General features: G+C 62.4%; 22 protein-coding genes. 18 read left to right on the plus strand and 4 right to left on the minus strand.

The genetic code is table 11. The features are described 5' to 3' along the window. Window positions 1-63 precede the first annotated feature (63 nt). Window positions 64-1347, plus strand: a complete 1284-nt coding sequence (eno, locus tag GH665_RS07235; protein ID WP_153135285.1) for a phosphopyruvate hydratase — start codon at window positions 64-66, stop codon at window positions 1345-1347. A gap of 107 nt (window positions 1348-1454) precedes the next feature. Next, window positions 1455-1889, plus strand: a complete 435-nt coding sequence (gene ftsB / locus GH665_RS07240; protein WP_153135286.1) for a cell division protein FtsB — start codon at window positions 1455-1457, stop codon at window positions 1887-1889. Window positions 1890-1946: 57 nt separating this feature from the next. On the opposite strand, the gene GH665_RS07245 is transcribed toward ftsB, so the two are convergent. The 3 genes from GH665_RS07245 to GH665_RS07255 all read right to left on the minus strand — a co-directional run bounded on the left by GH665_RS07245 (window position 1947) and on the right by GH665_RS07255 (window position 4034). Further along, window positions 1947-2327 (minus strand): hypothetical protein, encoded by a 381-nt coding sequence (locus GH665_RS07245; RefSeq protein WP_153135287.1) that lies wholly within the window; start codon window positions 2325-2327, stop codon window positions 1947-1949. A gap of 167 nt (window positions 2328-2494) precedes the next feature. After that, a complete protein-coding gene (hslO, locus tag GH665_RS07250; RefSeq protein WP_153135288.1) occupies window positions 2495-3445 on the minus strand; it encodes an Hsp33 family molecular chaperone HslO in 951 nt (316 codons plus the stop codon). A 64-nt stretch (window positions 3446-3509) separates the two neighbouring features. Then, window positions 3510-4034 (minus strand): gamma carbonic anhydrase family protein, encoded by a 525-nt coding sequence (locus GH665_RS07255; protein WP_120343654.1) that lies wholly within the window; start codon window positions 4032-4034, stop codon window positions 3510-3512. Between the two features lie 318 nt (window positions 4035-4352). On the opposite strand from GH665_RS07255, the gene GH665_RS07260 reads away from it, so the two are divergent. From GH665_RS07260 to GH665_RS07305, 10 genes are all read left to right on the plus strand, one after another. Next, entirely contained in the window at window positions 4353-5264 is a 912-nt protein-coding gene (locus GH665_RS07260; protein WP_153135289.1) for a ferritin-like domain-containing protein, read from the plus strand. An 85-nt stretch (window positions 5265-5349) separates the two neighbouring features. Then, on the plus strand, window positions 5350-6234 hold the full coding sequence (locus tag GH665_RS07265) for an alpha/beta fold hydrolase (RefSeq protein WP_153135290.1): 885 nt from the start codon (window positions 5350-5352) through the stop codon (window positions 6232-6234). A gap of 103 nt (window positions 6235-6337) precedes the next feature. After that, a complete protein-coding gene (locus GH665_RS07270) occupies window positions 6338-7168 on the plus strand; it encodes a 3',5'-nucleoside bisphosphate phosphatase (protein ID WP_153135291.1) in 831 nt (276 codons plus the stop codon). Between the two features lie 97 nt (window positions 7169-7265). Continuing rightward, on the plus strand, window positions 7266-7901 hold the full coding sequence (locus GH665_RS07275; RefSeq protein WP_153135292.1) for an L-threonylcarbamoyladenylate synthase: 636 nt from the start codon (window positions 7266-7268) through the stop codon (window positions 7899-7901). 47 nt (window positions 7902-7948) lie between these two features. Then, window positions 7949-8611 (plus strand): site-2 protease family protein, encoded by a 663-nt coding sequence (locus tag GH665_RS07280; protein WP_153135293.1) that lies wholly within the window; start codon window positions 7949-7951, stop codon window positions 8609-8611. 6 nt (window positions 8612-8617) lie between these two features. Further along, window positions 8618-9820, plus strand: coding sequence for a tryptophan--tRNA ligase (locus tag GH665_RS07285; RefSeq protein ID WP_153135294.1), 1203 nt, complete (start codon window positions 8618-8620; stop codon window positions 9818-9820). 23 nt (window positions 9821-9843) lie between these two features. Then, the gene (locus GH665_RS07290) at window positions 9844-10455 is read left to right on the plus strand and encodes a class I SAM-dependent methyltransferase (RefSeq protein ID WP_153138284.1); all 612 of its coding nucleotides are present in this window, start codon (window positions 9844-9846) and stop codon (window positions 10453-10455) included. A 43-nt stretch (window positions 10456-10498) separates the two neighbouring features. Beyond that, the gene (dapA, locus tag GH665_RS07295; RefSeq protein WP_028199524.1) at window positions 10499-11413 is read left to right on the plus strand and encodes a 4-hydroxy-tetrahydrodipicolinate synthase; all 915 of its coding nucleotides are present in this window, start codon (window positions 10499-10501) and stop codon (window positions 11411-11413) included. Between the two features lie 129 nt (window positions 11414-11542). Continuing rightward, window positions 11543-12682, plus strand: a complete 1140-nt coding sequence (gene bamC / locus GH665_RS07300) for an outer membrane protein assembly factor BamC (RefSeq protein WP_153135295.1) — start codon at window positions 11543-11545, stop codon at window positions 12680-12682. 7 nt (window positions 12683-12689) lie between these two features. Then, a complete protein-coding gene (locus GH665_RS07305; RefSeq protein ID WP_153135296.1) occupies window positions 12690-13463 on the plus strand; it encodes an MBL fold metallo-hydrolase in 774 nt (257 codons plus the stop codon). A gap of 146 nt (window positions 13464-13609) precedes the next feature. On the opposite strand, the gene GH665_RS07310 is transcribed toward GH665_RS07305, so the two are convergent. Next, window positions 13610-14308: a Bax inhibitor-1/YccA family protein gene (locus GH665_RS07310; RefSeq protein WP_153135297.1), complete on the minus strand. Its 699-nt coding sequence runs from the start codon at window positions 14306-14308 to the stop codon at window positions 13610-13612. A 299-nt stretch (window positions 14309-14607) separates the two neighbouring features. On the opposite strand from GH665_RS07310, the gene ndk reads away from it, so the two are divergent. From ndk to GH665_RS07340, 6 genes are all read left to right on the plus strand, one after another. After that, complete coding sequence (gene ndk / locus GH665_RS07315; RefSeq protein ID WP_028199528.1) at window positions 14608-15033, plus strand: nucleoside-diphosphate kinase; 426 nt, start codon at window positions 14608-14610, stop codon at window positions 15031-15033. A gap of 174 nt (window positions 15034-15207) precedes the next feature. Beyond that, window positions 15208-16359, plus strand: coding sequence for a dual-specificity RNA methyltransferase RlmN (gene rlmN / locus GH665_RS07320; protein ID WP_120343776.1), 1152 nt, complete (start codon window positions 15208-15210; stop codon window positions 16357-16359). 218 nt (window positions 16360-16577) lie between these two features. Beyond that, window positions 16578-17720 carry a helix-turn-helix domain-containing protein gene (locus tag GH665_RS07325; protein WP_153135298.1) on the plus strand — a complete coding sequence of 381 codons (1143 nt, stop codon included), beginning with the start codon at window positions 16578-16580 and terminating at the stop codon, window positions 17718-17720. An 88-nt stretch (window positions 17721-17808) separates the two neighbouring features. Beyond that, a complete protein-coding gene (gene ispG, locus GH665_RS07330; RefSeq protein ID WP_153135299.1) occupies window positions 17809-19140 on the plus strand; it encodes a flavodoxin-dependent (E)-4-hydroxy-3-methylbut-2-enyl-diphosphate synthase in 1332 nt (443 codons plus the stop codon). Between the two features lie 20 nt (window positions 19141-19160). Continuing rightward, window positions 19161-20501: a histidine--tRNA ligase gene (gene hisS / locus GH665_RS07335; protein ID WP_153135300.1), complete on the plus strand. Its 1341-nt coding sequence runs from the start codon at window positions 19161-19163 to the stop codon at window positions 20499-20501. Window positions 20502-20566: 65 nt separating this feature from the next. Further along, window positions 20567-21196 (plus strand): YfgM family protein, encoded by a 630-nt coding sequence (locus GH665_RS07340; protein ID WP_106313431.1) that lies wholly within the window; start codon window positions 20567-20569, stop codon window positions 21194-21196. Window positions 21197-21205 lie beyond the last annotated feature (9 nt).

The following is a 21205-nucleotide window of genomic DNA, read 5'->3' on the forward strand; positions in this document are numbered from 1 at the left end:
GAGACCGGCGGTGTCCGGTGCAGTTTCACAGTAAAGAATTCAACGTCATTTCTTGAGGAAACCATGAGTGCTATCGTAGATATCATCGGTCGAGAGATTCTCGATTCGCGAGGCAACCCCACCGTCGAATGCGACGTGCTGCTCGAATCGGGCACGATGGGCCGCGCTGCGGTGCCGTCGGGCGCGTCGACGGGTTCGCGCGAAGCGATCGAGCTGCGCGACGGCGAAGCCGGCCGTTACGGCGGCAAGGGCGTGCTGAAGGCCGTCGAGCACATCAACACCGAAATCTCCGAAGCGATCATGGGCCTCGACGCTTCCGAGCAGGCTTTCCTCGACAAGACCCTGCTGGAACTCGACGGCACCGACAACAAGTCGCGCCTCGGTGCGAACGCGCTGCTGGCTGTTTCGATGGCCGTCGCGAAGGCTGCCGCTGAAGAAGCCGGCCTGCCGCTGTATCGCTACTTCGGTGGTTCGGGCGCCATGCAACTGCCGGTGCCGATGATGAACATCGTCAACGGTGGCGCGCACGCGAACAACAGCCTGGACATCCAGGAATTCATGATCGTGCCGGTCAGCCAGCCGACCTTCCGCGAAGCACTGCGCTGCGGCGCCGAAGTGTTCCACGCGCTGAAGAAGATCCTGTCGGACCGCGGCATGAGCACGGCGGTGGGCGACGAAGGCGGCTTCGCGCCGAACTTCGGCAGCAACGAAGAATGCCTGTCGACCATCCTGCAAGCCATTGAAAAGGCCGGCTACCGCGCGGGTGAAGACGTGCTGCTCGCGCTCGACTGCGCGGCCAGCGAGTTCTATCACGACGGCAAGTACCAGTTGGCGGGCGAAGGCCTGCAACTGTCGTCCACGGAATTCGCCGACTACCTGGCGAATCTGGCCGACAAGTTCCCGATCGTCTCGATCGAAGACGGCATGCACGAAAGCGACTGGGCCGGCTGGAAGACACTGACCGACAAGCTCGGCAAGAAGGTGCAACTGGTGGGCGACGATCTGTTCGTCACCAACACGCGCATCCTCAAGGAAGGCATTGAGAAGGGCATCGCCAACTCGATCCTGATCAAGATCAACCAGATCGGTACGCTGACGGAAACCTTCGCGGCGATCGAAATGGCGAAGCGCGCCGGCTACACGGCTGTGATCTCGCACCGCTCGGGCGAAACCGAAGATTCGACGATCGCGGACATCGCAGTCGGCCTGAACGCCGGTCAGATCAAGACGGGTTCGCTGTCGCGCTCGGATCGTATCTCGAAATACAACCAGTTGCTGCGCATCGAGGAAGACCTCGGCGATATCGCTAGCTATCCGGGCAAGTCGGCGTTCTACAATCTGCGCTAATGGTCCTGCTGCTAGCGCCGACCAATGAGCCGGTTATCCTTCGTTTCTGATTGACCCCGCCGCCCTGCGTATAGCGCAGGGCGGCGTGTATTTATTGTGCTTACTTCATGCGGCTTGTCACTGCTGTCCTGATCGTTCTACTGGCGCTGATCCAGTACCCGCTCTGGTGGGGGCACGGCGGCTGGTTGCGCGTGCATGAGTTGCAGCAGCAACTGGCGCAGCAACTGCAGAAGAACGCCGATTCGAAGCTGCGCAACGAGCGCATTCAGGGTGAAGTGCAGGATCTGCAGAACGGCACGGCCGCGGTGGAAGAGCGGGCGCGTTACGAAATGGGCATGGTGAAAGACGGCGAGGTATTCGTGCAGTTCGTCTCGCCGAACGCGCCGTTGCCGAATACGAATACACCTTCGGTTACCACCTCTACGCGTGGTGAGGTGTCGGCGGCGCCGCTGCATGTGGTGCCGAACCCGGAGTCGCGCGCGAAACCGGATCGAAAGCATGCCGGTAAGGCAGCGGTCAAAGACAAGAAGGCCACGCACTGAGCGTGGCGTCAGGCCGTATCGCTTGCGGTGCGCCTGTCCGATAGTATCCGCTTCGGCTTACCAGCCCCAGTACGGCGAATAACCCAATCCGACGCCCGTACCCCAGCCGTGCCCCCAACCGCCGCCGTAATAGCCGCCGTACACGTTGACGGGCGGCGAGTAATAACGCGCATACGCCTGAGCCGCGTTGTCGGCGGCAATCGCCTGATTCTGCTCGGCCATCACCTGACGATCGATCGCATCATAGCGCTCACGTTCTTCGGGCGTGAGCGGCTGGGCGGTGCTGGCCATGCCCGACTGGTCGGCCGGCAACCGGCTATAAATCGGCGACGGGCCCGGCGGGTCCATCACGCAGCCCGTCAGCGCGGCGCCGCCGGCGATGGCTGCCAGCACGGCGAATGAGCGCATGCAATGCTTTAGCGATGTATTGATGTTCATTTTGATCTCCATCGGTCGGATGCCGAAGCAAAACATGCGCAACGCGCACCGCCGACGATCCAACGCAACGCTCAACGATAACGCGCCGCCCGTGCCCCGAAAAGGCACCTGGCGGCGTGTCATTTTACTGCGGTAATCAGAGGCGTAATGAGCCGCGCCGGGCCGATTCAGTGCCGCTGACTGGCGGCCGGCGTCACACCTTGTGAGAGCGCATCGGCGACAAAAAGTTGCGCCACGTCGACCGGGTCGAATTCGTACCGCTGGTTGCAGAACTCGCAATGAATCTCGACATGGCCGCGCTCTTCGATCACGCTGTCTACTTCCTCGCGGCCCAGCATCTTCAGCATGGCGCCGACTTTTTCACGCGAACAACTGCACTCGAAACGCGTCGTGGCCGGCTCGAAATGCTGCACATTTTCCTGCCAGAACAGACGGCGGAATATCGTAGCGGGCTCTTCCTTCAGCAGCTCGTCTTGCGACATCGTGCCGCCGAGCGTGCAGACGCGCTCCCACGTATCCGCATCCAGATCGCCCGGATGGGGGACGATGCCGCCGTCGCCGGGCAGCTTCTGCAACAGCATGCCGACCGCGCGTTCGGTGTTCGCCGCGAGCCACAGGCGCGTGTCGAGCTGCTCCGAGTGATGCATGTAGTGTTCGAGCACTTCGGACATCGACTTGAGCGGGCCGTCCACGCCCGACAGCGGCACGATACTTTGATACGGCTGCTGGCCGGGCTGCTTCTCGCGCGGGTCGAGCGTGATCACGCAGCGGCCGTGGCCGCTTGCGTTGACGAGATCGATCATGGAGGTGGTGTCGTCGATCGTACTGCCCGCTTCGCCGGAGAGCTTGGCAGTGGCGCGCATCGACAGGTCGGAGCTGCATTGCACCACCAGCATCTTCGCCGGTCCGTCGCCGAAAATCTGCATGACGAGCGTGCCGTCAAACTTGAGGTTCGCCGAAAGCAGCGCGCACGCAGCCATCATCTCGCCCAGAATCGTCCGCACGGGCGCCGGATAGTCCCGGCGCGTCAGCACTTCCTGCCACGTATTGCGCAGCGAAACGATCTCGCCGCGCACCGGCGCCGCGCTGAACATGAATTTTTGCAACTGGTCGCTCACAACTTTTCCTCGGTCGAATGACGCAGCCTGATGCTGCGCCGTGCGCGCCGCGCGCTCCGGCTGGTTAGCCGATGCGCACGAGCTGCGCCTTGAAATATTCGCGGCGCTCGGCATAGCTTGCCGTGCCGCGCTGCATATTGGCGATATCCGTCTCGGTCAGTTCGCGCACCACCTTGGCGGGCGCGCCGAGAATCAGCGAATTGTCGGGAAACACCTTGCCTTCCGTGACGATGGCGCCCGCTCCAACCAGACAGTTGCGGCCGATTACCGCACCATTCAAGACCACCGCCTGAATTCCGATCAGCGAGCCTTCCTTGATCGTGCAGCCGTGCAACATGACCTGGTGGCCGATCGTTACATTCGGCTCGATTGTCAGCGGGAAGCCCGGATCGGTATGAAGCACCGCGTTTTCCTGGACGTTGCTGCCCGCGCCAAGGGTAATCGGTTCGTTGTCGCCGCGAATTGTCGCGCCGAACCAGACGCTCGAATTTTCTTCAAGCGTTACCTTGCCGATAATGTTCGCCGAATCCGCGACGAACACGCTTTCATGGATGGTCGGGGCTGCTTCGCCAAGCTTGTAAATTGTCACGGTGTCTCCTCTTGATCGGTCGCCGGGTGCTGCACGGGTTGGCTCGGGGCGAACGGGCTACGAACGGGCTGCCTCGGGGCTGCAAAGCGGGGCTGCAAAACGCTCGAGAATGCCCGAAAGGTCCCGATGGAGCGGGTTGCCCTGCCGGACCTGCGCAACAGGCACGCGAGATGGTCGAATCGAGTATTGTAAACGGTTGTGTGCTTAGGCCGCTTGGCGGTGCTGCGAGCGGTCCTGCGCCCAGCTTTGGCGAACGCCGTGCCGCCCGGTTTTGCCTTTCGCCGCGCCTTTTGCCGTGCTCTTTGCCAACCTGTCGCCATGAATTCCGCTATTCCGTCTCTTTCTCCCGCTGCGCCAGTATCGAATCCTGAAAATACTTCGAATCGTGCGAATTGCGCGCGTACGGCTGCACTGGCGACATTGCACGAAATCGATCCGGCAACCAAGGCGGACGCGGCCCGTGCGCTATACGCCGCAGTGCTCGATGGCCGCCTCGCCTGTCCCGCCGACCTCGAACTCACCGAGCCGCCAGACTTGCCGGGTCGTCCCACGCGCCCGGAACTGGTCGACCCACGCAAGCTGAAGCGCCGCAGCATGCAATCGCCCGAAGGACGAGCCGTCCTGCTGCACGCGCTGGCGCATATCGAATTCAATGCCATCAACCTCGCGCTCGACGCTGTCTGGCGCTTTGCCGGCATGCCCGCCGCGTTCTATGTCGACTGGCTCAAGGTTGCCGCGGAAGAGGCTCATCACTTCTCGCTGCTGGTCGCGCGGCTGGCGGAATTCGGCCATGCCTACGGTGATTTTCCCGCCCACGACGGCCTCTGGGATATGTGCGAGCGCACCCGTGCCGACGTGCTGGCGCGCATGGCGCTGGTGCCGCGCACCCTCGAGGCGCGCGGCCTCGATGCCTCGCCGCCCATCCGCGCCCGTCTGCAGCAGGCGGGCGATCACGCGTCGGCGGCGATTCTCGACGTGATCCTGCGCGACGAAATCGGCCACGTGCTGATCGGCAACCGCTGGTTTCGTCATTTGTGCGACGAGAGCGGTGTCGATCCGCATACCACCTACACGCGCCTCGCCGAGCAGCATCACGCACCGAAATTACGCGGTCCGTTCAATTTCGAGGCACGCCGCGACGCCGGTTTCGATGAGACGGAGCTGGCCGCGCTGGTCGCTCTGGCGGGCCTCGACGCCGAGCACTCCGTCCCGCCGGCCGCGCGCGACTGAAGCCTTTTTCCACAATCAGCCCCCACGCATCGTCGGGCTATCTCGTTATAATCGAACGATCATTCTTTTTTCGGGCGCGCCGTTCATGAATACCTCCAGGTCTGAATTCGTCGCCGTGCGCGGCATCCGTCTGCACGTGCGGCGCTGGGGCAACCCCGATGCGCCGATGCTGTTCATGCTGCACGGCTGGATGGACGTGGCGGCATCGTTCCAGTTCGTCGTCGACGCGTTGGGCGGCGACTGGCAGGTGATCGCGCCCGATATGCGCGGCTTCGGCCTGTCGGACTGGCCGGTCGCCGAGCGCGGCGGCGGCAACTACTGGATTCAGGACTACCTGGCCGATCTCGACGCGCTGCTCGACCACTATGCACCGACCGGCGAAGTCAATCTGGTCGGCCACAGCATGGGCGCGAACATCGCCTGCCTGTATGCCGGCGTGCGGCCGGAGCGGGTGCGGCGCGTGGTCGATCTGGAGGGCTTCGGTCTGGCGCCTTCGCACTCGGCGCAGGCGCCCAAACGTCTGCGCAACTGGCTCGACGAATTGCGCGATCCGCCGCAACTGAAGCGCTACGCGTCGCTGGACGAGGTCGCGGGGCGCCTGATCAAGACCAATCCGCGCCTCGCCTTGCCGCGCGCGCAGTTCCTCGCGCAGCATTGGTCCAAGCCGGACGGAGAAGGGCGCTTCATGCTGCTCGCCGATCCGGCGCACAAACTGCGCGGACCGACGCTGTACCGCCTCGACGAAGTGATGGCGGTGTGGCGCAAGGTCGCCGCCAAGGTGCTGCACGTGGAGGCGGCGAATTCGCCCACGCTTGCCCAGATCGCCGGCGAGACTCCACTCGACGAATTCAAGGCGCGTTTCCAGGCGTTTCCGAACTGGCGCGAAAAGATCATCGACGAAGCCGGACACATGGTGCATCACGATCAGCCGGAGCAGGTGGCCGCATTGATCGAGGGTTTCTGCGCCTGAAGCTTGCAAAAAGGTTTCGGTGCGAGGTCCCCTATCGCGAGATAGCGCTGCGATCACTTACTGCGTTGCAGTAAAATGAGTACAGAACCTTCTCAAGACAAAGATGAACGCCGACCTCCATTGTCACTCCACCGTTTCCGATGGCCAGTTCGCCCCGGCCGATGTCGCGCGCCGCGCGCACGCGGGCGGCGTGACGCTGTGGGCGCTGACCGATCACGACGAGCTGGGCGGCCAGCACGAAGCGCGCAGCGCCGCCGAGGCGCTCGACATGGCTTACGTGAGTGGCGTGGAAATCTCGGTGACATGGGCTTCGCGCACGGTGCACATTGTCGGGCTCGGCATCGATCCAACCAGTTCGATCCTGATCGACGGCCTCGCGCGCACCCGCAACGGCCGCGCGGCGCGCGCCGAAGCAATCGGCGAACAGCTGGCCACGCTCGGTATTCCCGACGCCTATCAGGGCGCGCTCAAATACGTATCGAATCCGGACATGATCTCGCGCACGCACTTCGCGCGTTTCATGGTCGAAAGCGGCTACGCCAGCTCGACGCAGGACGTGTTCAATCGCTATCTCGGCGACGGCAAGCCCGGCTATGTGTCACATCGGTGGGCGAAACTGGCGGACGCGGTTGGCTGGATTCAGGCGGCCGGCGGCGAGGCGATCGTCGCGCACCCGGGTCGCTACGCATACTCGCCGGTGGAGTTCGACGCGTTTTTCGCTGAATTCATCGACCTCGGCGGCAAAGCCATCGAAGTGGTGACGGGCAGCCACACGCCGGATCAGTACCGCGAATATGCGGACGTCGCGCGCCGTTATGGCTTCGAAGCCTCGCGCGGTTCCGACTTCCATGCACCCGGCGAGGGCCGCATCGATCTCGGTACGCTGCCGCAACTGCCTTCCGATCTCAAGCCTGTCTGGGAACGCTGGTTGTGATCGCGCGCCGCGCCACGGCGGCACGATACGCGCGAAAGCCCTTGTTCGACGGGCTTGCGTTCACCCGACTTTCCATCCGTAGTCACCGTTAGCCAAAATGTCCCAATACTTTCGGCTTCATCCGGATAACCCGCAGCCGCGCCTCGTCAAGCAGGCCGTGCAGATCATCAACGATGGCGGCGTCGTCGCATTGCCGACCGATTCGAGCTACGCGCTCGCCTGTCATCTCGACGACAAGGATGCGGTCGAGCGTTTGCGGCGGATTCGCGGGCTCGACGAGAAAGCGCTGCTGTCGCTGCTGGTGCGCGATCTGTCGGAGCTGGCGAACTTCGCGATGGTCGATAACCGCCAGTTTCGTTTGATCAAATCGGTCACGCCAGGCCCCTATGTGTTTGTCTTGCAGGCCACCAAGGAGGTGCCACGGCGCCTGTCGCATCCGTCGCGCAAGACGATCGGCCTGCGGGTACCTGAGCACGCCATCACACTTGCGATTCTCGAAGAGCTGGGTCAGCCACTGATTGGCTCCACGCTGATCATGCCGGACGAAACCCAGCCGCTGAACGATCCGGAAGAGATTCGCGAGCGGCTCGAGAAACAGCTGGACCTGGTGATCGACGGCGGCCCCTGCGTGTGCGAACCGTCCACCGTGATCGATCTGAGCGGCGCTGAGCCGGTGCTGGTGCGGGCAGGGCGCGGTTCTCTCGCGCCGTTCGGTCTCGAAGAGACGGCATAAGCGAAAGCGGACAGACGTACGCAGTCGCGTTGTTACAATAGCGAGTTATGGATTCTTCCCTGATACAGACCATTGCGGTTTACGCGTTGCCGGTGATTTTCGCGATCACGTTGCATGAAGCCGCGCATGGCTACGTCGCGCGCTGGCTCGGCGACAATACCGCGTACGTGCTCGGCCGCGTCTCCCTCAATCCGATGCGGCATATCGATCCGCTCGGCACGATCGCGATTCCCTTGCTGTTGTACTTCGCCACCAGCGGTGCGTTCATGTTCGGTTACGCGAAGCCCGTGCCGGTCGCCTTCGGCAATCTGCGCAATCCGCGTTGGGGTAGTCTGTGGGTCGCGGCCGCCGGACCGGCCTGCAATTTCGTGCAGGCGCTGGTGTGGGGCCTGGTCGGCGTCGCGTTTGCTGTAACGGGCGTCGACGAACCTTTCTTCACACGTATGGCGGCAGCCGGCGTCGGCGTGAACCTCGTGCTTGGCGTACTCAATCTGTTCCCGTTGCCCCCGCTCGACGGCGGCCGCGTGCTGATGGCGCTGTTGCCGCCACGGCAATCGATCGCGCTGTCGCGCCTCGAGCCGTACGGTTTTTTCATCGTGATGGCGCTGGTCATGACGGGCACGCTCACGCGTTATTGGCTCAGCCCGCTCGTCACGCTCGGCTATGGTGCGATCACCGCAATTCTGACTCCACTTGTTTCGCTTTTCTAAATAACCATGTTCCCAGACCGTATCTTCTCCGGCATGCGGCCCACCGGGTCGCTGCACCTCGGCCACTATCACGGCGTGCTGAAAAACTGGGTGCGGCTGCAGTCCGAATACCCGTGCTTCTTTTGTGTGGTCGATTGGCACGCGCTGACGACGCACTACGAAACGCCCGAAGTGATCGAAAAGAACGTCTGGGACGTGCTGATCGACTGGCTCGCCTCCGGCATCGATCCGGCGCAGGCCACGCTCTTCATCCAGAGCAAGGTGCCCGAGCATGCGGAGCTGGCATTGCTGCTCGGCATGAGCACGCCGCTCGGCTGGCTCGAACGTGTGCCGACTTACAAGGAGCAGCAGGAGAAGCTGAAGGACAAGGATCTGTCCACCTACGGCTTCCTCGGCTATCCGGTGCTGATGGCGGCGGATATTCTGCTGTATCGCGGCTCGCTCGTGCCGGTCGGCGAAGACCAGGTGCCGCACGTCGAAATGACGCGCGAAATTGCGCGCCGCTTCAACTATCTGTATGGCCGCGAGCCGGGCTTCGAAGAGAAGGCCAATGAAGCCGCGAAGAAGTTGGGCGGCAAGCGCGCCAAGCTTTATCACGAGCTGCGCAACGCCTATCAGCAGGAAGGCGACGACGAGGCACTCGAACAGGCGCGGGCAATGCTGCAGGAATCGCAGAGCCTGTCGATGAGCGATCGCGAACGTCTGTTCGGCTACCTCGAAGGCTCGCGCAAGATCATTCTGGTCGAGCCGCAAGCCATGCTGACCGAGGCGTCGCGTATGCCGGGTCTGGACGGCCAGAAGATGTCGAAGTCGTACGGCAACACGATCGGCTTGCGCGAAGACGCGGAAACGATCACCAAGAAGGTCCGCACCATGCCGACCGATCCGGCTCGCGTGCGCCGCACCGATCCGGGCGATCCGGACAAGTGCCCGGTGTGGCAACTGCATCAGGTCTACACGGACGAAGCCACGCACGAGTGGGTGCAGAAGGGCTGCCGAACGGCAGGAATTGGCTGCCTCGAGTGCAAGCAGCCGGTGATCGAAGGCATTCTGCGCGAACAGCAGCCGATGCTGGAGCGCGCGCAGAAGTACATGGACGATCCGTCGCTGTTGCGCGCGATCGTCGCCGACGGCTGCGACAAGGCTCGCAAGTACGCGTCGGAAACGATGCGCGACGTGCGCGAGGCAATGGGCCTCTCGTACAACTGACACCACTTTGTCGCGCTGACATGATGAGCACGCCCGTGACCATGCTGGACGGTTCCTCGCACGGAAACGGCGAACCGTCGCGCTGGGTGCGTCACTGGGCGCATCTGGTCGCGGCTGGCGGCGCGGTGCTCGACGTGGCGTCGGGAGCAGGGCGGCATGCGCGCTTCTTTGCCGGGCTGGGCCATCCGGTGACCGCGCTTGACCGGGACGCGGCCGCGCTGGACCTGATGCGCGACGAAGCACTTGTCACCACCCTCGTTGCCGACCTTGAAGGCGCCGCGTGGCCGTTGCCCTCCGGCGCGAAGTTTGCCGCGATCGTGGTCACGAACTACCTGCACCGGCCGCTGTTTCCGCAGCTGTTGCGTTCGCTCGCGCCCGGCGGCGTGCTGGTTTACGAGACCTTTGCGCAAGGCAACGAAAGCGTCGGCAAACCGTCTAATCCGGCGTTTTTGCTCGCGCCCGGCGAGTTGTTCGACGTGGTGCGAGGCCATCTCCGGGTGGTCGCATTTGAAGACGGATTTCTCGCGCAGCCGCGTCCGGCTTACGTCCAGCGGATATGCGCAATCATGGAGGCGGATCGTTCAGCCGGCCGCACAGAGGCGGTGCCCCCGCCTTGTTACGAGCTGGCTGGCTAATCCGCTACAATCGCGGTTTACCTGATCAAATTCATGGCGTTTCATGACTAACGGCAATCAAAGCAGCACTGGCGGCGTTCAGATTCGCGGCAGCATTCCTGCCATCATTACCCCGATGCTCGAAGACGGCGGTCTCGATCTGCCGGCGTTTCGCAAACTGATCGACTGGCATATCGAAGAGGGCACGAACGCGCTGGTCGTGGTCGGCACGAGCGGCGAGTCGGCCACGCTGTCGGTCGAGGAACACGTGCTGATGGTCAAAACCGCAGTCGAGCATACGGCGGGCCGGATTCCGGTGATCGCGGGCTCGGGCGGCAACTCCACTACGGAAGCCATCGAACTCACGCAGCAGGCCAAGGAAGTCGGCGCGGACGCCACTTTGCAGGTCGTTCCGTACTACAACAAGCCGACTCAGGAAGGCATCTATCGCCACTTCGCGAAGATTGCCGAAACCGTCGATCTGCCGGTGATCCTGTACAACGTGCCGGGCCGTACGGTCGCGGACATGAGCAACGAAACGATTCTGCGTTGCGCGCAGGTGCCGGGCATCATCGGTGTGAAGGAAGCGACCGGCAACATCGATCGCGCCGCGCACCTGATCAAGTCGGCGCCGGCCCATTTCGGCATCTACAGCGGTGACGACCCCACGGCAATCGCGCTGATGCTGCTTGGCGGCCACGGTAATATTTCGGTCACCGCGAACGTCGCGCCGCGCGCGATGAGCGAGCTGTGCAAAGCCGCGCTGGCCGCGGACGCAAAGACTGCCCGCGAGATTCATTTGAAACTCCTGTCGCTGCATAAGAACCTGTTCATCGAATCGAACCCGATTCCTGCGAAATGGGCGTTGCAGCAACTGGGTCGTGTGCAGGGCGGAATCCGCCTGCCGCTTACGCCGCTCGACGCGCAATACCACGAAGTGGTGCGCGGCGCGTTGCGCGAAGCGGGTCTGCTGGGCTAAGCGGGTTTGTCCCGGCAACTCCCAGCTTAACCAAAGCCTGCCACCGGCATTCCCTTAACCGACGTCGATCCAGCCCACGTTCCCGGCACACAGAACCAGGCACCGCGTTCCAGCATCACGAAGGACCTCATGAAACGTTCCGCACTTTCCCTCCACGCAACCCGCATGGCGGCGCTGGCGCTTGCTCTCGTAACGCTCGCCGGCTGTGACACGCTGAACGACTGGTTCGCCTCCGACCGCGTCAACTACAAGGGCGCGGGCAGCGCGCCGCCGCTCGCTGTTCCGGGCGATCTGACCACCACACCGACCGATCAGCGCTACGTGGCGCCGCCGGCCAATCTGGCGCTGGGCGGCTCGCCGCAACGCGCGGTCACGGCAGCGGGCAATGCGACGGAAGGCCTGCCGAGTGCGCAAGACCCGTTGGGCATGCACATCGAGCGTGACGGCGATCGCCGCTGGCTGGTCGTCGACGGCCGCACGCCTGAACAACTGTGGCCGCAATTGCAGGAGTTCTGGCAGGAGAATGGCTTCGCGCTGAAAACCGATGCGCCGGCCACCGGCATCATGACGACCGACTGGGCCGAAAACCGCGCCAATATTCCGGACGACTGGTTCCGTCGGACGGTCGGCAAGGTGATTGACTTTGCTTACTCGTCGGGTACCCGTGACAGCTTCCGCACGCTCGTGTCGCGCGGTCCGGCTGACACCACCGACATCTCCATCACGCATAGCGCGATGGAAGAAATGCTGACGGGCCAGGACAAGACGTCGTCGCGCTGGGAAGAGCGTCCGCGCGATCCGGCGCTGGAAGCACTGTTCCTGACCAAGCTGATGCAGAAGTTCGGCCTGACCGAAGCGCAGTCGAAGCAGCTCCTGACTGACGCCCGCCCGGCCACTGCGCCGGCCACGATCGACCAGAGCGCGGGCGTATCGACGCTCGACCTGCAGGAATCGTTCGATCGCGCATGGCTGCGCGTGGGCCTTGCGCTCGACCGCACCAACTTTACCGTCGACAACCGTGATCGCGCGAAAGGTATCTACTACGTGCGTTACGCCGACTCGATGCAGGAGCTGAAGAAGGAAGGGCTCTTCGGCAAGCTGTTCTACAGCGGCAATTCGTCGAAGAAGCCGGGCCAGGAGTTCCTCGTCAATGTCCGCGCGAAGGGCGACGCCGTGACGCAGGTGGCGGTGCTGGATGCGAACGGGCAGGTGGATAACTCGTCCGACGCGCAGCGCATCGTGACGCTGCTGCACGCGCAACTGAACTAGGCGGGCTGTGCGCTTCGCCAGTCTCGGCAGCGGCAGCGAAGGCAATGCCTTGCTGGTGGAAGCGCAGAACGGCGCGACCACCACACGGGTTCTGCTTGATTGCGGCTTTTCAGCCAAGGAAGTCGAGCGGCGGTTGGCGCGGCTCGGCGCGGGCGTCGAAGGTCTCGACGCCATTCTGATTACACATGAGCATAGCGACCACATTGGCAGCGCGCTGACGCTGGCGCGCAAGTGGTCGATCCCGCTGTACATGAGCTGGGGCACCGCCCGCGCGGTGGGTGCCGACGAAGCCGATGTCGACCTGCAGGTGTTGTGGGGCGACGAAGCGGTGGCAATCGGCGACCTCAGCGTTCTCCCCTACACCGTTCCTCACGACGCCCGCGAGCCGCTGCAATACGTGCTCTCCAATGGCGCGAGCCGGCTTGGCGTGCTGACCGACGTCGGCACCTCCACGCCGCACATCAGCGCGGTGCTGAGCGGTTGCGACGCGCTGGTGCTCGAGTGCAATCACGATGTGCGGATGCTGGCGGGCAGCCGGTATCCACAATCGCTGAAGGCGCGCATTGGCGGCAATCATGGGCATCTGAACAATGAGGCGGCGGCTGAAATCCTGGCCTCGCTCGACCGCTCGCGCTTGCGCTATCTGGTGGCCGCGCATCTGAGCCAGCAGAACAATTCGCCGGAACTGGCGCAGGCTGCCATGGCGGGTGTGCTAGGCGCCGCGCCGACCGAAGTAATCGTTGCTTCTCAGGATGAAGGCTTCGCGTGGCTGAGCTTGTGATCTGTTCCTGATTATCAGCGGCGAGCTCGTGTCCGGCGATTCACTGTTAGCGCGCCGGCAGTTGCAAAAGCAAAAAGCCCATGACGATTGCTCGCCATGGGCTTTTTCTTCAAGGCCGGCGTTTCAGACGCCGGCCCTCGTCAGGCTTAGTTGCGGTTGCCGCCGAAGATGCCGAGCAGCGCGAGCAGGTTGACGAACACGTTGTACAGGTCCAGATAGATCGCGAGCGTGGCGGTGATGTAGTTCGTTTCGCCGCCGTTCACGACGCGCTGCACGTCGAACAGCATGTAGGCCGAGAAGATCACGATGGCCAGCACCGAGACGGTCAGCATCAACGCCGGCAGGTGCAGGAACACGTTCGCGACCGAAGCCAGCAGCAGCACGATCACGCCCATGAACAGCCACTTGCCGAGACCCGAGAAGTCACGCTTGCTGACGGTGGCGATCGTTGCCATGGAGGCGAAGATCACACCAGTGCCACCAAACGCGAGCATGATCAGCGACGGGCCGTTCGAAAAACCGAGCACGAAGCTCAGGATGCGGGAGAGCATCAGGCCCATGAAGAACGTGAAACCGAGCAGCACGAACACGCCGACTGCGCTGTCTTTGGTCTTCTGGATCGCGAACATGAAGCCGAAGGCGATCGCGAAGAACGCCAGCATGCTCATGGCAGGGCTGGTGGCGGCGAACAGCGAAAAGCCAGTGGTCAGGCCTACCCACGCGCCGAGCACGGTCGGAATCATGGACAGCGCTAGCAGCCAGTAGGTGTTCCGTAGTACGCGGTTGCGGGTCTCGACCGTGCTGACCGCGCCATTGCGGCCAAAGCTATACGGATGATCGTTCATGGTCTCTCCTTACCTCAGAAGCGTGTTGCGTAATGGTTGTGCCGCGGGTTGGGCAGCAGGTCGTACAGCGCCGGCCGGAATTTTTACCGCCAGTCGCAGGGTTCTCATTCCTAAGATTGGCGCGCTGGCGGGGAGTTTCAATACCCAGAAAATGTCCACACGGCCTACGCTACCAGTATTCTCTGACTCCTGCTTGAATTCTTTCAATACTGTAAGGGTTCAATCGCAATCATACACGGGAACATGCTACAATAGCGGATTCATTTGAATCTGTAACCTCTTAATTTTTTGGAGTTTTTATGGCGATCGAACGCACCCTGTCGATTATCAAGCCGGACGCAGTGGCAAAGAACGTGATCGGTCAGATCTACAGCCGTTTCGAAAACGCTGGCCTGAAGATCGTGGCTTCGCGCATGGTCCAATTGTCGCGCGCAGACGCAGAGAAGTTCTACGCTGTGCACGCAGCACGTCCGTTCTTCAAGGATCTGGTTGATTTCATGATCTCGGGCCCGGTGGTCGTGCAAGCGCTGGAAGGCGAAAACGCGATCCTGAAGCACCGCGACCTGATGGGTGCAACGGACCCGAAGAAGGCAGAAAAGGGCACGATCCGCGCCGATTTCGCCGACAGCATCGACGCTAACGCGGTGCACGGTTCGGACGCCGCTGAAACGGCAGCAGTTGAAATCGCGTTCTTCTTCCCGGAAGTGAACGTTTACTCGCGTTAAGCGGGTTTAAGCTGCCGGCGTGATTCGTGTGCAGCCGTTGGATTTGTCGCACGAATCCGCACGAACAGCCCGGCAAAGTAGTAAGGTAAAGCAGCAGGAATGGGCGCGAACGGCATTGCGTTCATGCAGCTTGTTGCATGAACACAGTCTCGCACTGAAATGGCAGGATTCGATATGACGAGCAGTCCCACCGTCAACCTTCTCGACCTTGACGCCCAAGGGCTTGTCGCCTACTGCGACAGCCTGGGCGAGAAGCCGTTTCGCGCCAAGCAATTGCAGCGCTGGATCCATCAGTACAACGCTGCCGACTTCGACGGCATGACCGATCTGGCGAAGTCCTTGCGCGAAAAGCTCAAGGGACGCGCCACGATCACGATGCCCGGCATCGTCAGCGACAATATTTCGACCGACGGCACACGCAAGTGGCTGATCGACGTCGGCAACAGCAACGCGGTTGAAACCGTCTATATCCCCGAAGAAACGCGTGGCACGCTGTGCGTGTCGTCGCAGGCCGGGTGCGCGGTCAACTGCCGTTTTTGTTCGACCGGCAAACAGGGTTTCTCGCGCAACCTCACCACCGGCGAAATCATTGGCCAGCTGCGCATGGCCGAATTCGCGCTGCGTGCGACGCGCGGCACGGATGGTGGCCGAGCCACGGGTGGCGACGGCAAAGGTGAGCGCGTCGTCACGAACGTGGTGATGATGGGCATGGGCGAGCCACTCCTTAATTACGACGCGGTGGTGCCCGCGATGCGTCTGATGCTGGACGACAACGCGTACGGCCTGTCGCGCCGGCGCGTCACGTTATCCACTTCGGGCGTGGTGCCCATGATGGACCGGCTCGGCGCCGATTTGCCGGTGGCGCTCGCGGTATCGTTGCATGCGCCAAGCGACCCGCTGCGCGACATGTTGGTGCCGCTCAACAAAAAGTATCCGCTGCGCGAACTGATGGCCGCCTGTCAGCGCTATCTGAAGGTTGCGCCGCGCGATTTCATTACTTTCGAATATTGCATGCTCGACGGCGTGAACGACAGTGAAGCGCAAGCACGCGAATTGCTGGCCGTTACGCGAGACGTACCATGCAAGTTCAACCTGATTCCGTTCAATCCGTTTCCCGAGTCGGGTCTCATCCGCTCGAAGCCGGAGCAGATCAAGCGGTTTGCACAAGTGTTGATGGACGCGGGCGTTGTCACCACGGTGCGTAAGACACGCGGCGATGATATCGACGCTGCCTGCGGTCAGTTGGCCGGTGCGGTGAAAGACCGCACGCGCCTTGCTGAGCGTACCGGGAGGGCAGCGAAGGTGATCGAGGTTCGTGCCGTGTAATCGCGCGAGACGGCAGGGCGCGGTGTCCGGAAGAAAGTCATCCGGGCGTGCAAAAAACCCCTATATGTCTTCGGCGATTGAAAAGAAAGTTTGCAGAAGCGATCGGAAGCGGCACACAAGGCCGCGCATTTTGTTATAAACGGTCTGCGATTCGGGCGCGAGGCTTTGGCCCGTCCGGGTTGCACAAGTGAAAAAGAATCGACGCGAAAGGATTTGGGATGAGTGAGCCGCAGCACCCGCAGCCGCAGGACACAGACGGAAATGAAGGCCATCCGGCGCCGGTCGCTCGGGCGGTGGTGCAGCCTGTTACGCAGTCGGGTCCGGCGAGTTTCGATTCATTGGCAGCGGTGGGCGCGCGCTTGACCCAATTGCGTGAATCGAAGGGCTGGACGATCGAAGACGTGTCGGCACGCCTGAAGGTATCCGTCACCAAATTGCGTGCGCTCGAATCGGGTGACATCAGCCACTTGCCGGACACGACCTTTGCGCTTGGCGTGGTACGCAGCTACGCGAAGATGCTCGGCGCCGATCCCACGCCGTTCACGCAGGCCCTGCGTCGCGAGAAGGGCGTGCCTGCACCGGATCTGTCGATGCCGGCTTCGTCCGGTAAGGATTTGCCGCGCGGCCGCGTCTCGCTGTCGCTCGGCGGTAGTGGGCAAAAGAGCCGTTCATGGTTATGGGGCATCGCGGCGGTGATCGTTGCTGTGATCGCGCTCGGCATGTGGCATACCAACGGCGGCGATTCGTCGGCTTGGCTCGCCAGGTTGAAGGCGAGCGCCAATGGCGCAGCGGGTGGCGCGACCGGAGCATCGGGCGCGGTGGCACAGGGTCAGGCGGCAGGTTCCGAGACAACCGCAGATGAGGCTGCTTCCACGCCGGACTCGCAGGCAGCCGCAGCCGCAGCCGATAACGCAGCGTCGGGCACGCCGATGCCTGCACCGTTGGCGACGGGTACGGCCGATACGGCACCATCTTCCGCGCCGGCAGTTGCGGCCGCAGCGGTTGCGCCGAAGGCTGCTGGTTCGCAGGTCCAGGCGGTAGCGCCGAGCGCGAATGCGCCGGTGGTCGCCGCGATAGGCGCATCGAACGCGGCAACGGCAGCGCCGGCCGCGGGTGAGGCGATCGTCGCGTTGCGGGTGACGCAAGACAGTTGGTTCAGCGTGCGTGGCAAGGACGGCAAGGAAGTATTTTCCGGCCTCGTGCACGCAGGCGATACGAAGGAAGTGACGGGCGTGGCGCCGTTCAAGATTACGGTGGGCAACAAGGCGGGTCTCGAGTCGCTTACGCTCGACGGCCAGCCAGTCGATCCGTCGAAATATTCGGCAGCCAAGGGCAACGTGGCGCGCTTCGCGTTGCCTTGATATAGATACGGTATGCGTCGCGGCCAACCGGCTCGCGACGCTTTTTCAATTCAGGCGCTACGTTTTTTGTGTGGCGCATGCGGCGTAAATGGGTTTTTCGATGCAATCCGAAGCTCAATCCCAATCCAGTAGCAAGATCGTTTCAAACGAACCGGTGTTCGGCGGCCACGCTGCGCGGCGCAAGTCGCACGCGGTCGATGTCCGTTGGGGCGGTCAGCTCGTCACCATCGGCGGCGATGCGCCCGTGCGCGTCCAGTCGATGACGAACACCGACACCGCTGACGCTATCGGCACCGCAATCCAGATCAAGGAGCTTGCGCAAGCCGGTTCTGAGCTGGTGCGTATCACGGTCAATACGCCGGAAGCGGCGGCGGCCGTGCCGGCGGTTCGCGAGCAACTCGACCGCATGGGTGTGTCGGTGCCGCTGGTCGGCGATTTTCATTACAACGGCCATTTGCTGTTGCGCGATTACCCCGCGTGCGCGGAGTCGCTGTCGAAGTACCGGATCAACCCGGGCAACGTCGGCCACGGCGCGAAGCGCGACACGCAGTTCGCGCAAATGATCGAAGCGGCGGTGAAGTACGACAAACCAGTGCGGATCGGCGTCAACTGGGGCAGCCTCGACCAGGATCTGCTCGCGAAGATGATGGACGAAAACGCCGCGCGTTCCACGCCCTGGGAAGCGCAGAGCGTGATGTACGAAGCGCTGATCCAGTCGGCGATCGGCTCGGCTGAGCGCGCTGTGGAAATCGGCCTGCCGCGCAACAAGATCATTCTGTCGTGCAAGGTTAGTGGCGTGCAGGATCTGATCGCGGTGTATCGTGAACTCGCGCGCCGTTGCGAATTCGCGCTGCATCTTGGCTTGACCGAAGCCGGCATGGGCTCCAAGGGCATCGTGGCGTCGACTGCTGCGTTGTCTGTATTGCTGCAGCAGGGTATCGGCGACACGATCCGCATCTCGTTGACGCCGGAACCGGGCGGCCCGCGCACCGGCGAAGTGGTCGTCGGTCAGGAAATTCTGCAGACCATGGGTCTGCGCTCGTTCACGCCGATGGTGATCGCGTGCCCGGGTTGTGGCCGCACCACCAGCACGCTGTTCCAGGAACTTGCGTCGCAAATCCAGACCTATCTGCGTACGCAGATGCCGGTGTGGCGCGATCAGTATCCTGGCGTCGAGAAGATGCACGTGGCGGTGATGGGCTGTATCGTCAACGGCCCGGGCGAATCGAAGCAGGCGAATATCGGCATCAGCTTGCCGGGGTCGGGCGAAAATCCGGCCGCGCCGGTGTTCATCGACGGCGAGAAGGTCAAGACGCTGCGCGGCGATAACATCGCGCAAGAATTCCAGCAAATCGTGAGTGACTACGTCGAGCGCCGCTATGGCCGCGCCGAAGCCGGCCGCGCCGAAGCACTCAACTAAATACCGTCAATCGAAGACAGATGACTGAACAGAAGAAAAAGCTCGAAAAGTTGTCCGGCGTGAAGGGCATGAACGACATCCTTCCGCAGGAAGCCGGGCTGTGGGAATTTTTTGAAGCAACCGTCAAGTCGATGCTGCGTTCGTACGGATACCAGAATATTCGTACGCCGATCATCGAGCATACGCAATTGTTCAAGCGCGGGATCGGCGAGGTGACCGACATCGTCGAGAAAGAGATGTACAGCTTCACCGACGCGCTGAACGGCGAAAATCTGACGATGCGTCCGGAAAACACGGCGGCTGTCGTGCGCGCGACGATCGAGCACAACATGCTGTACGACGGTCCGAAACGTCTGTGGTACATCGGCCCGATGTTCCGTCACGAGCGCCCGCAGCGCGGCCGCTACCGCCAGTTTCATCAGGTCGGCGTGGAAGCATTAGGCTTCGCGGGCCCCGACACCGACGCTGAAATCATCATGATGTGCCAGCGGTTGTGGGACGACCTTGGGCTTATGGGCATCAAGCTCGAACTCAATTCGCTGGGTCTCGCAGAAGAGCGCGCGGCCCATCGCGTCGAGTTGATCGCGTACCTCGAAAAGCACATGGACGTGCTCGACGAGGAGGCAAAGCGCCGCCTGTACACGAACCCGCTGCGCGTGCTCGACACGAAGAATCCGGCGATGCAGGAAGTCGCGCAGAACGCGCCGAAGCTGATCGATTTTCTCGGCGAAGAATCGCGTGCGCACTTCGAAGGCTTGCAGCGCATTCTGAAGGCGAACAACATTCCGTTCACGATCAATCCGCGTCTCGTGCGCGGTCTCGATTATTACAATCTGACCGTGTTCGAATGGGTGACCGACAAGCTTGGCGCGCAAGGTACAGTGGCAGCCGGTGGCCGTTACGATCCGCTGATCGAACAGCTTGGCGGCAAGCCAACGGGCGCGTGCGGCTGGGCAATGGGGGTCGAGCGTATCCTCGAGCTGCTGAAAGAAGAGCAACTCGTGCCGGAAGACGAAGGTTGCGATGTCTACGTGGTCCATCAGGGCGACGCGGCACGTGAGCAGGCCTTTATCATTGCCGAGCGTTTGCGCGATACGGGCCTCGACGTGATCCTGCATTGCAGCGCAGACGGCCAGACGGCGAGCTTCAAGTCGCAGATGAAGCGCGCCGACGCAAGCGGTGCGGCCTTCGCGGTGGTGCTTGGCGAAGATGAGATCGCCAACGGCACGGTCGGCGTCAAACCGCTCCGTGATACAAGTTCTAACGGCGGTAAAAACGAGCAACATAACGTGCCCGCCGAAGACTTGACCGAATTTCTAATCAATGCGATGGTTGCAACCGCCGAAGACGGCGACGACTGATCGCGATGTCGTCGAGCCTGCTGGCTTGACACGCACACGTATCAAAAAGAGGAAATCGCCGGGCGATGAGTTACCACGACGAACAAGAATCGATTGAAAGCCTGAAGGCATGGTGGACGCAGTGGGGTAATGCAACCACGTGGATCGTGCTGGTGGCGCTGGTTGCCGCAGCCGGCTGGAACGGCTGGAATTTCTGGCAACGGCGTCAGGCGGCGGAAGCCGCAGTGCTGTATGACCAGGTGCAGCAAGCGGTTGCATCGGGCGACAAGGCGAAAATCACGCGCGTCGCCACCGACATGGAAGACAAGTTCAGTAGCACCGCGTATGCGCAAATGACCGCGCTCGGTGCTGCCAAAGCGCTGTACGCCGCGGGTGACGAAGCCGCCGCGAAGGCCCAGTTGCAATGGACCATCGATCACGCCAAAGACGACGAGTTCAAGCAGATCGCCAAGCTGCGTCTGGCTTCGCTGCTGCTCGACGACAAGGCCTACGACCAGGGCCTCGCACTGCTCGCCGAACCGCAGTCCGACGCGTTCAAGGGCATTGTGGCGAATGGCCGCGGTGACCTGCTCGCTGCGCAAGGTAAGCGTGACGACGCACGTGCGGCCTACAAGCTCGCGCTCGACTCGCTGTCGAAAAATGACAGCTCGGCTCGCCAGTTGATTCAGTTCAAGCTGGACGCGCTGGGCGGCTAATCGCCGCAT

The sequence above is a fragment of the Paraburkholderia agricolaris genome, assembly GCF_009455635.1.
Lineage (GTDB): Bacteria > Pseudomonadota > Gammaproteobacteria > Burkholderiales > Burkholderiaceae > Paraburkholderia > Paraburkholderia agricolaris.

Excerpts from the sequence above, each read along its gene's own strand:
- eno (WP_153135285.1), top strand. The coding sequence starts at position 64 with ATGAGTGCTATCGTAGATATCATCGGTCGAGAGATTCTCGATTCGCGA.
- ftsB (WP_153135286.1), top strand. The coding sequence starts at position 1,455 with ATGCGGCTTGTCACTGCTGTCCTGATCGTTCTACTGGCGCTGATCCAG.
- GH665_RS07245 (WP_153135287.1), bottom strand. The coding sequence starts at position 2,327 with ATGAACATCAATACATCGCTAAAGCATTGCATGCGCTCATTCGCCGTG.
- GH665_RS07260 (WP_153135289.1), top strand. The coding sequence starts at position 4,353 with ATGAATTCCGCTATTCCGTCTCTTTCTCCCGCTGCGCCAGTATCGAAT.
- GH665_RS07265 (WP_153135290.1), top strand. The coding sequence starts at position 5,350 with ATGAATACCTCCAGGTCTGAATTCGTCGCCGTGCGCGGCATCCGTCTG.
- GH665_RS07270 (WP_153135291.1), top strand. The coding sequence starts at position 6,338 with ATGAACGCCGACCTCCATTGTCACTCCACCGTTTCCGATGGCCAGTTC.
- GH665_RS07275 (WP_153135292.1), top strand. The coding sequence starts at position 7,266 with ATGTCCCAATACTTTCGGCTTCATCCGGATAACCCGCAGCCGCGCCTC.
- GH665_RS07280 (WP_153135293.1), top strand. The coding sequence starts at position 7,949 with ATGGATTCTTCCCTGATACAGACCATTGCGGTTTACGCGTTGCCGGTG.
- GH665_RS07285 (WP_153135294.1), top strand. The coding sequence starts at position 8,618 with ATGTTCCCAGACCGTATCTTCTCCGGCATGCGGCCCACCGGGTCGCTG.
- GH665_RS07290 (WP_153138284.1), top strand. The coding sequence starts at position 9,844 with ATGAGCACGCCCGTGACCATGCTGGACGGTTCCTCGCACGGAAACGGC.
- dapA (WP_028199524.1), top strand. The coding sequence starts at position 10,499 with ATGACTAACGGCAATCAAAGCAGCACTGGCGGCGTTCAGATTCGCGGC.
- bamC (WP_153135295.1), top strand. The coding sequence starts at position 11,543 with ATGAAACGTTCCGCACTTTCCCTCCACGCAACCCGCATGGCGGCGCTG.
- GH665_RS07310 (WP_153135297.1), bottom strand. The coding sequence starts at position 14,308 with ATGAACGATCATCCGTATAGCTTTGGCCGCAATGGCGCGGTCAGCACG.
- ndk (WP_028199528.1), top strand. The coding sequence starts at position 14,608 with ATGGCGATCGAACGCACCCTGTCGATTATCAAGCCGGACGCAGTGGCA.
- rlmN (WP_120343776.1), top strand. The coding sequence starts at position 15,208 with ATGACGAGCAGTCCCACCGTCAACCTTCTCGACCTTGACGCCCAAGGG.
- GH665_RS07325 (WP_153135298.1), top strand. The coding sequence starts at position 16,578 with ATGAGTGAGCCGCAGCACCCGCAGCCGCAGGACACAGACGGAAATGAA.
- ispG (WP_153135299.1), top strand. The coding sequence starts at position 17,809 with ATGGGTTTTTCGATGCAATCCGAAGCTCAATCCCAATCCAGTAGCAAG.
- hisS (WP_153135300.1), top strand. The coding sequence starts at position 19,161 with ATGACTGAACAGAAGAAAAAGCTCGAAAAGTTGTCCGGCGTGAAGGGC.
- GH665_RS07340 (WP_106313431.1), top strand. The coding sequence starts at position 20,567 with ATGAGTTACCACGACGAACAAGAATCGATTGAAAGCCTGAAGGCATGG.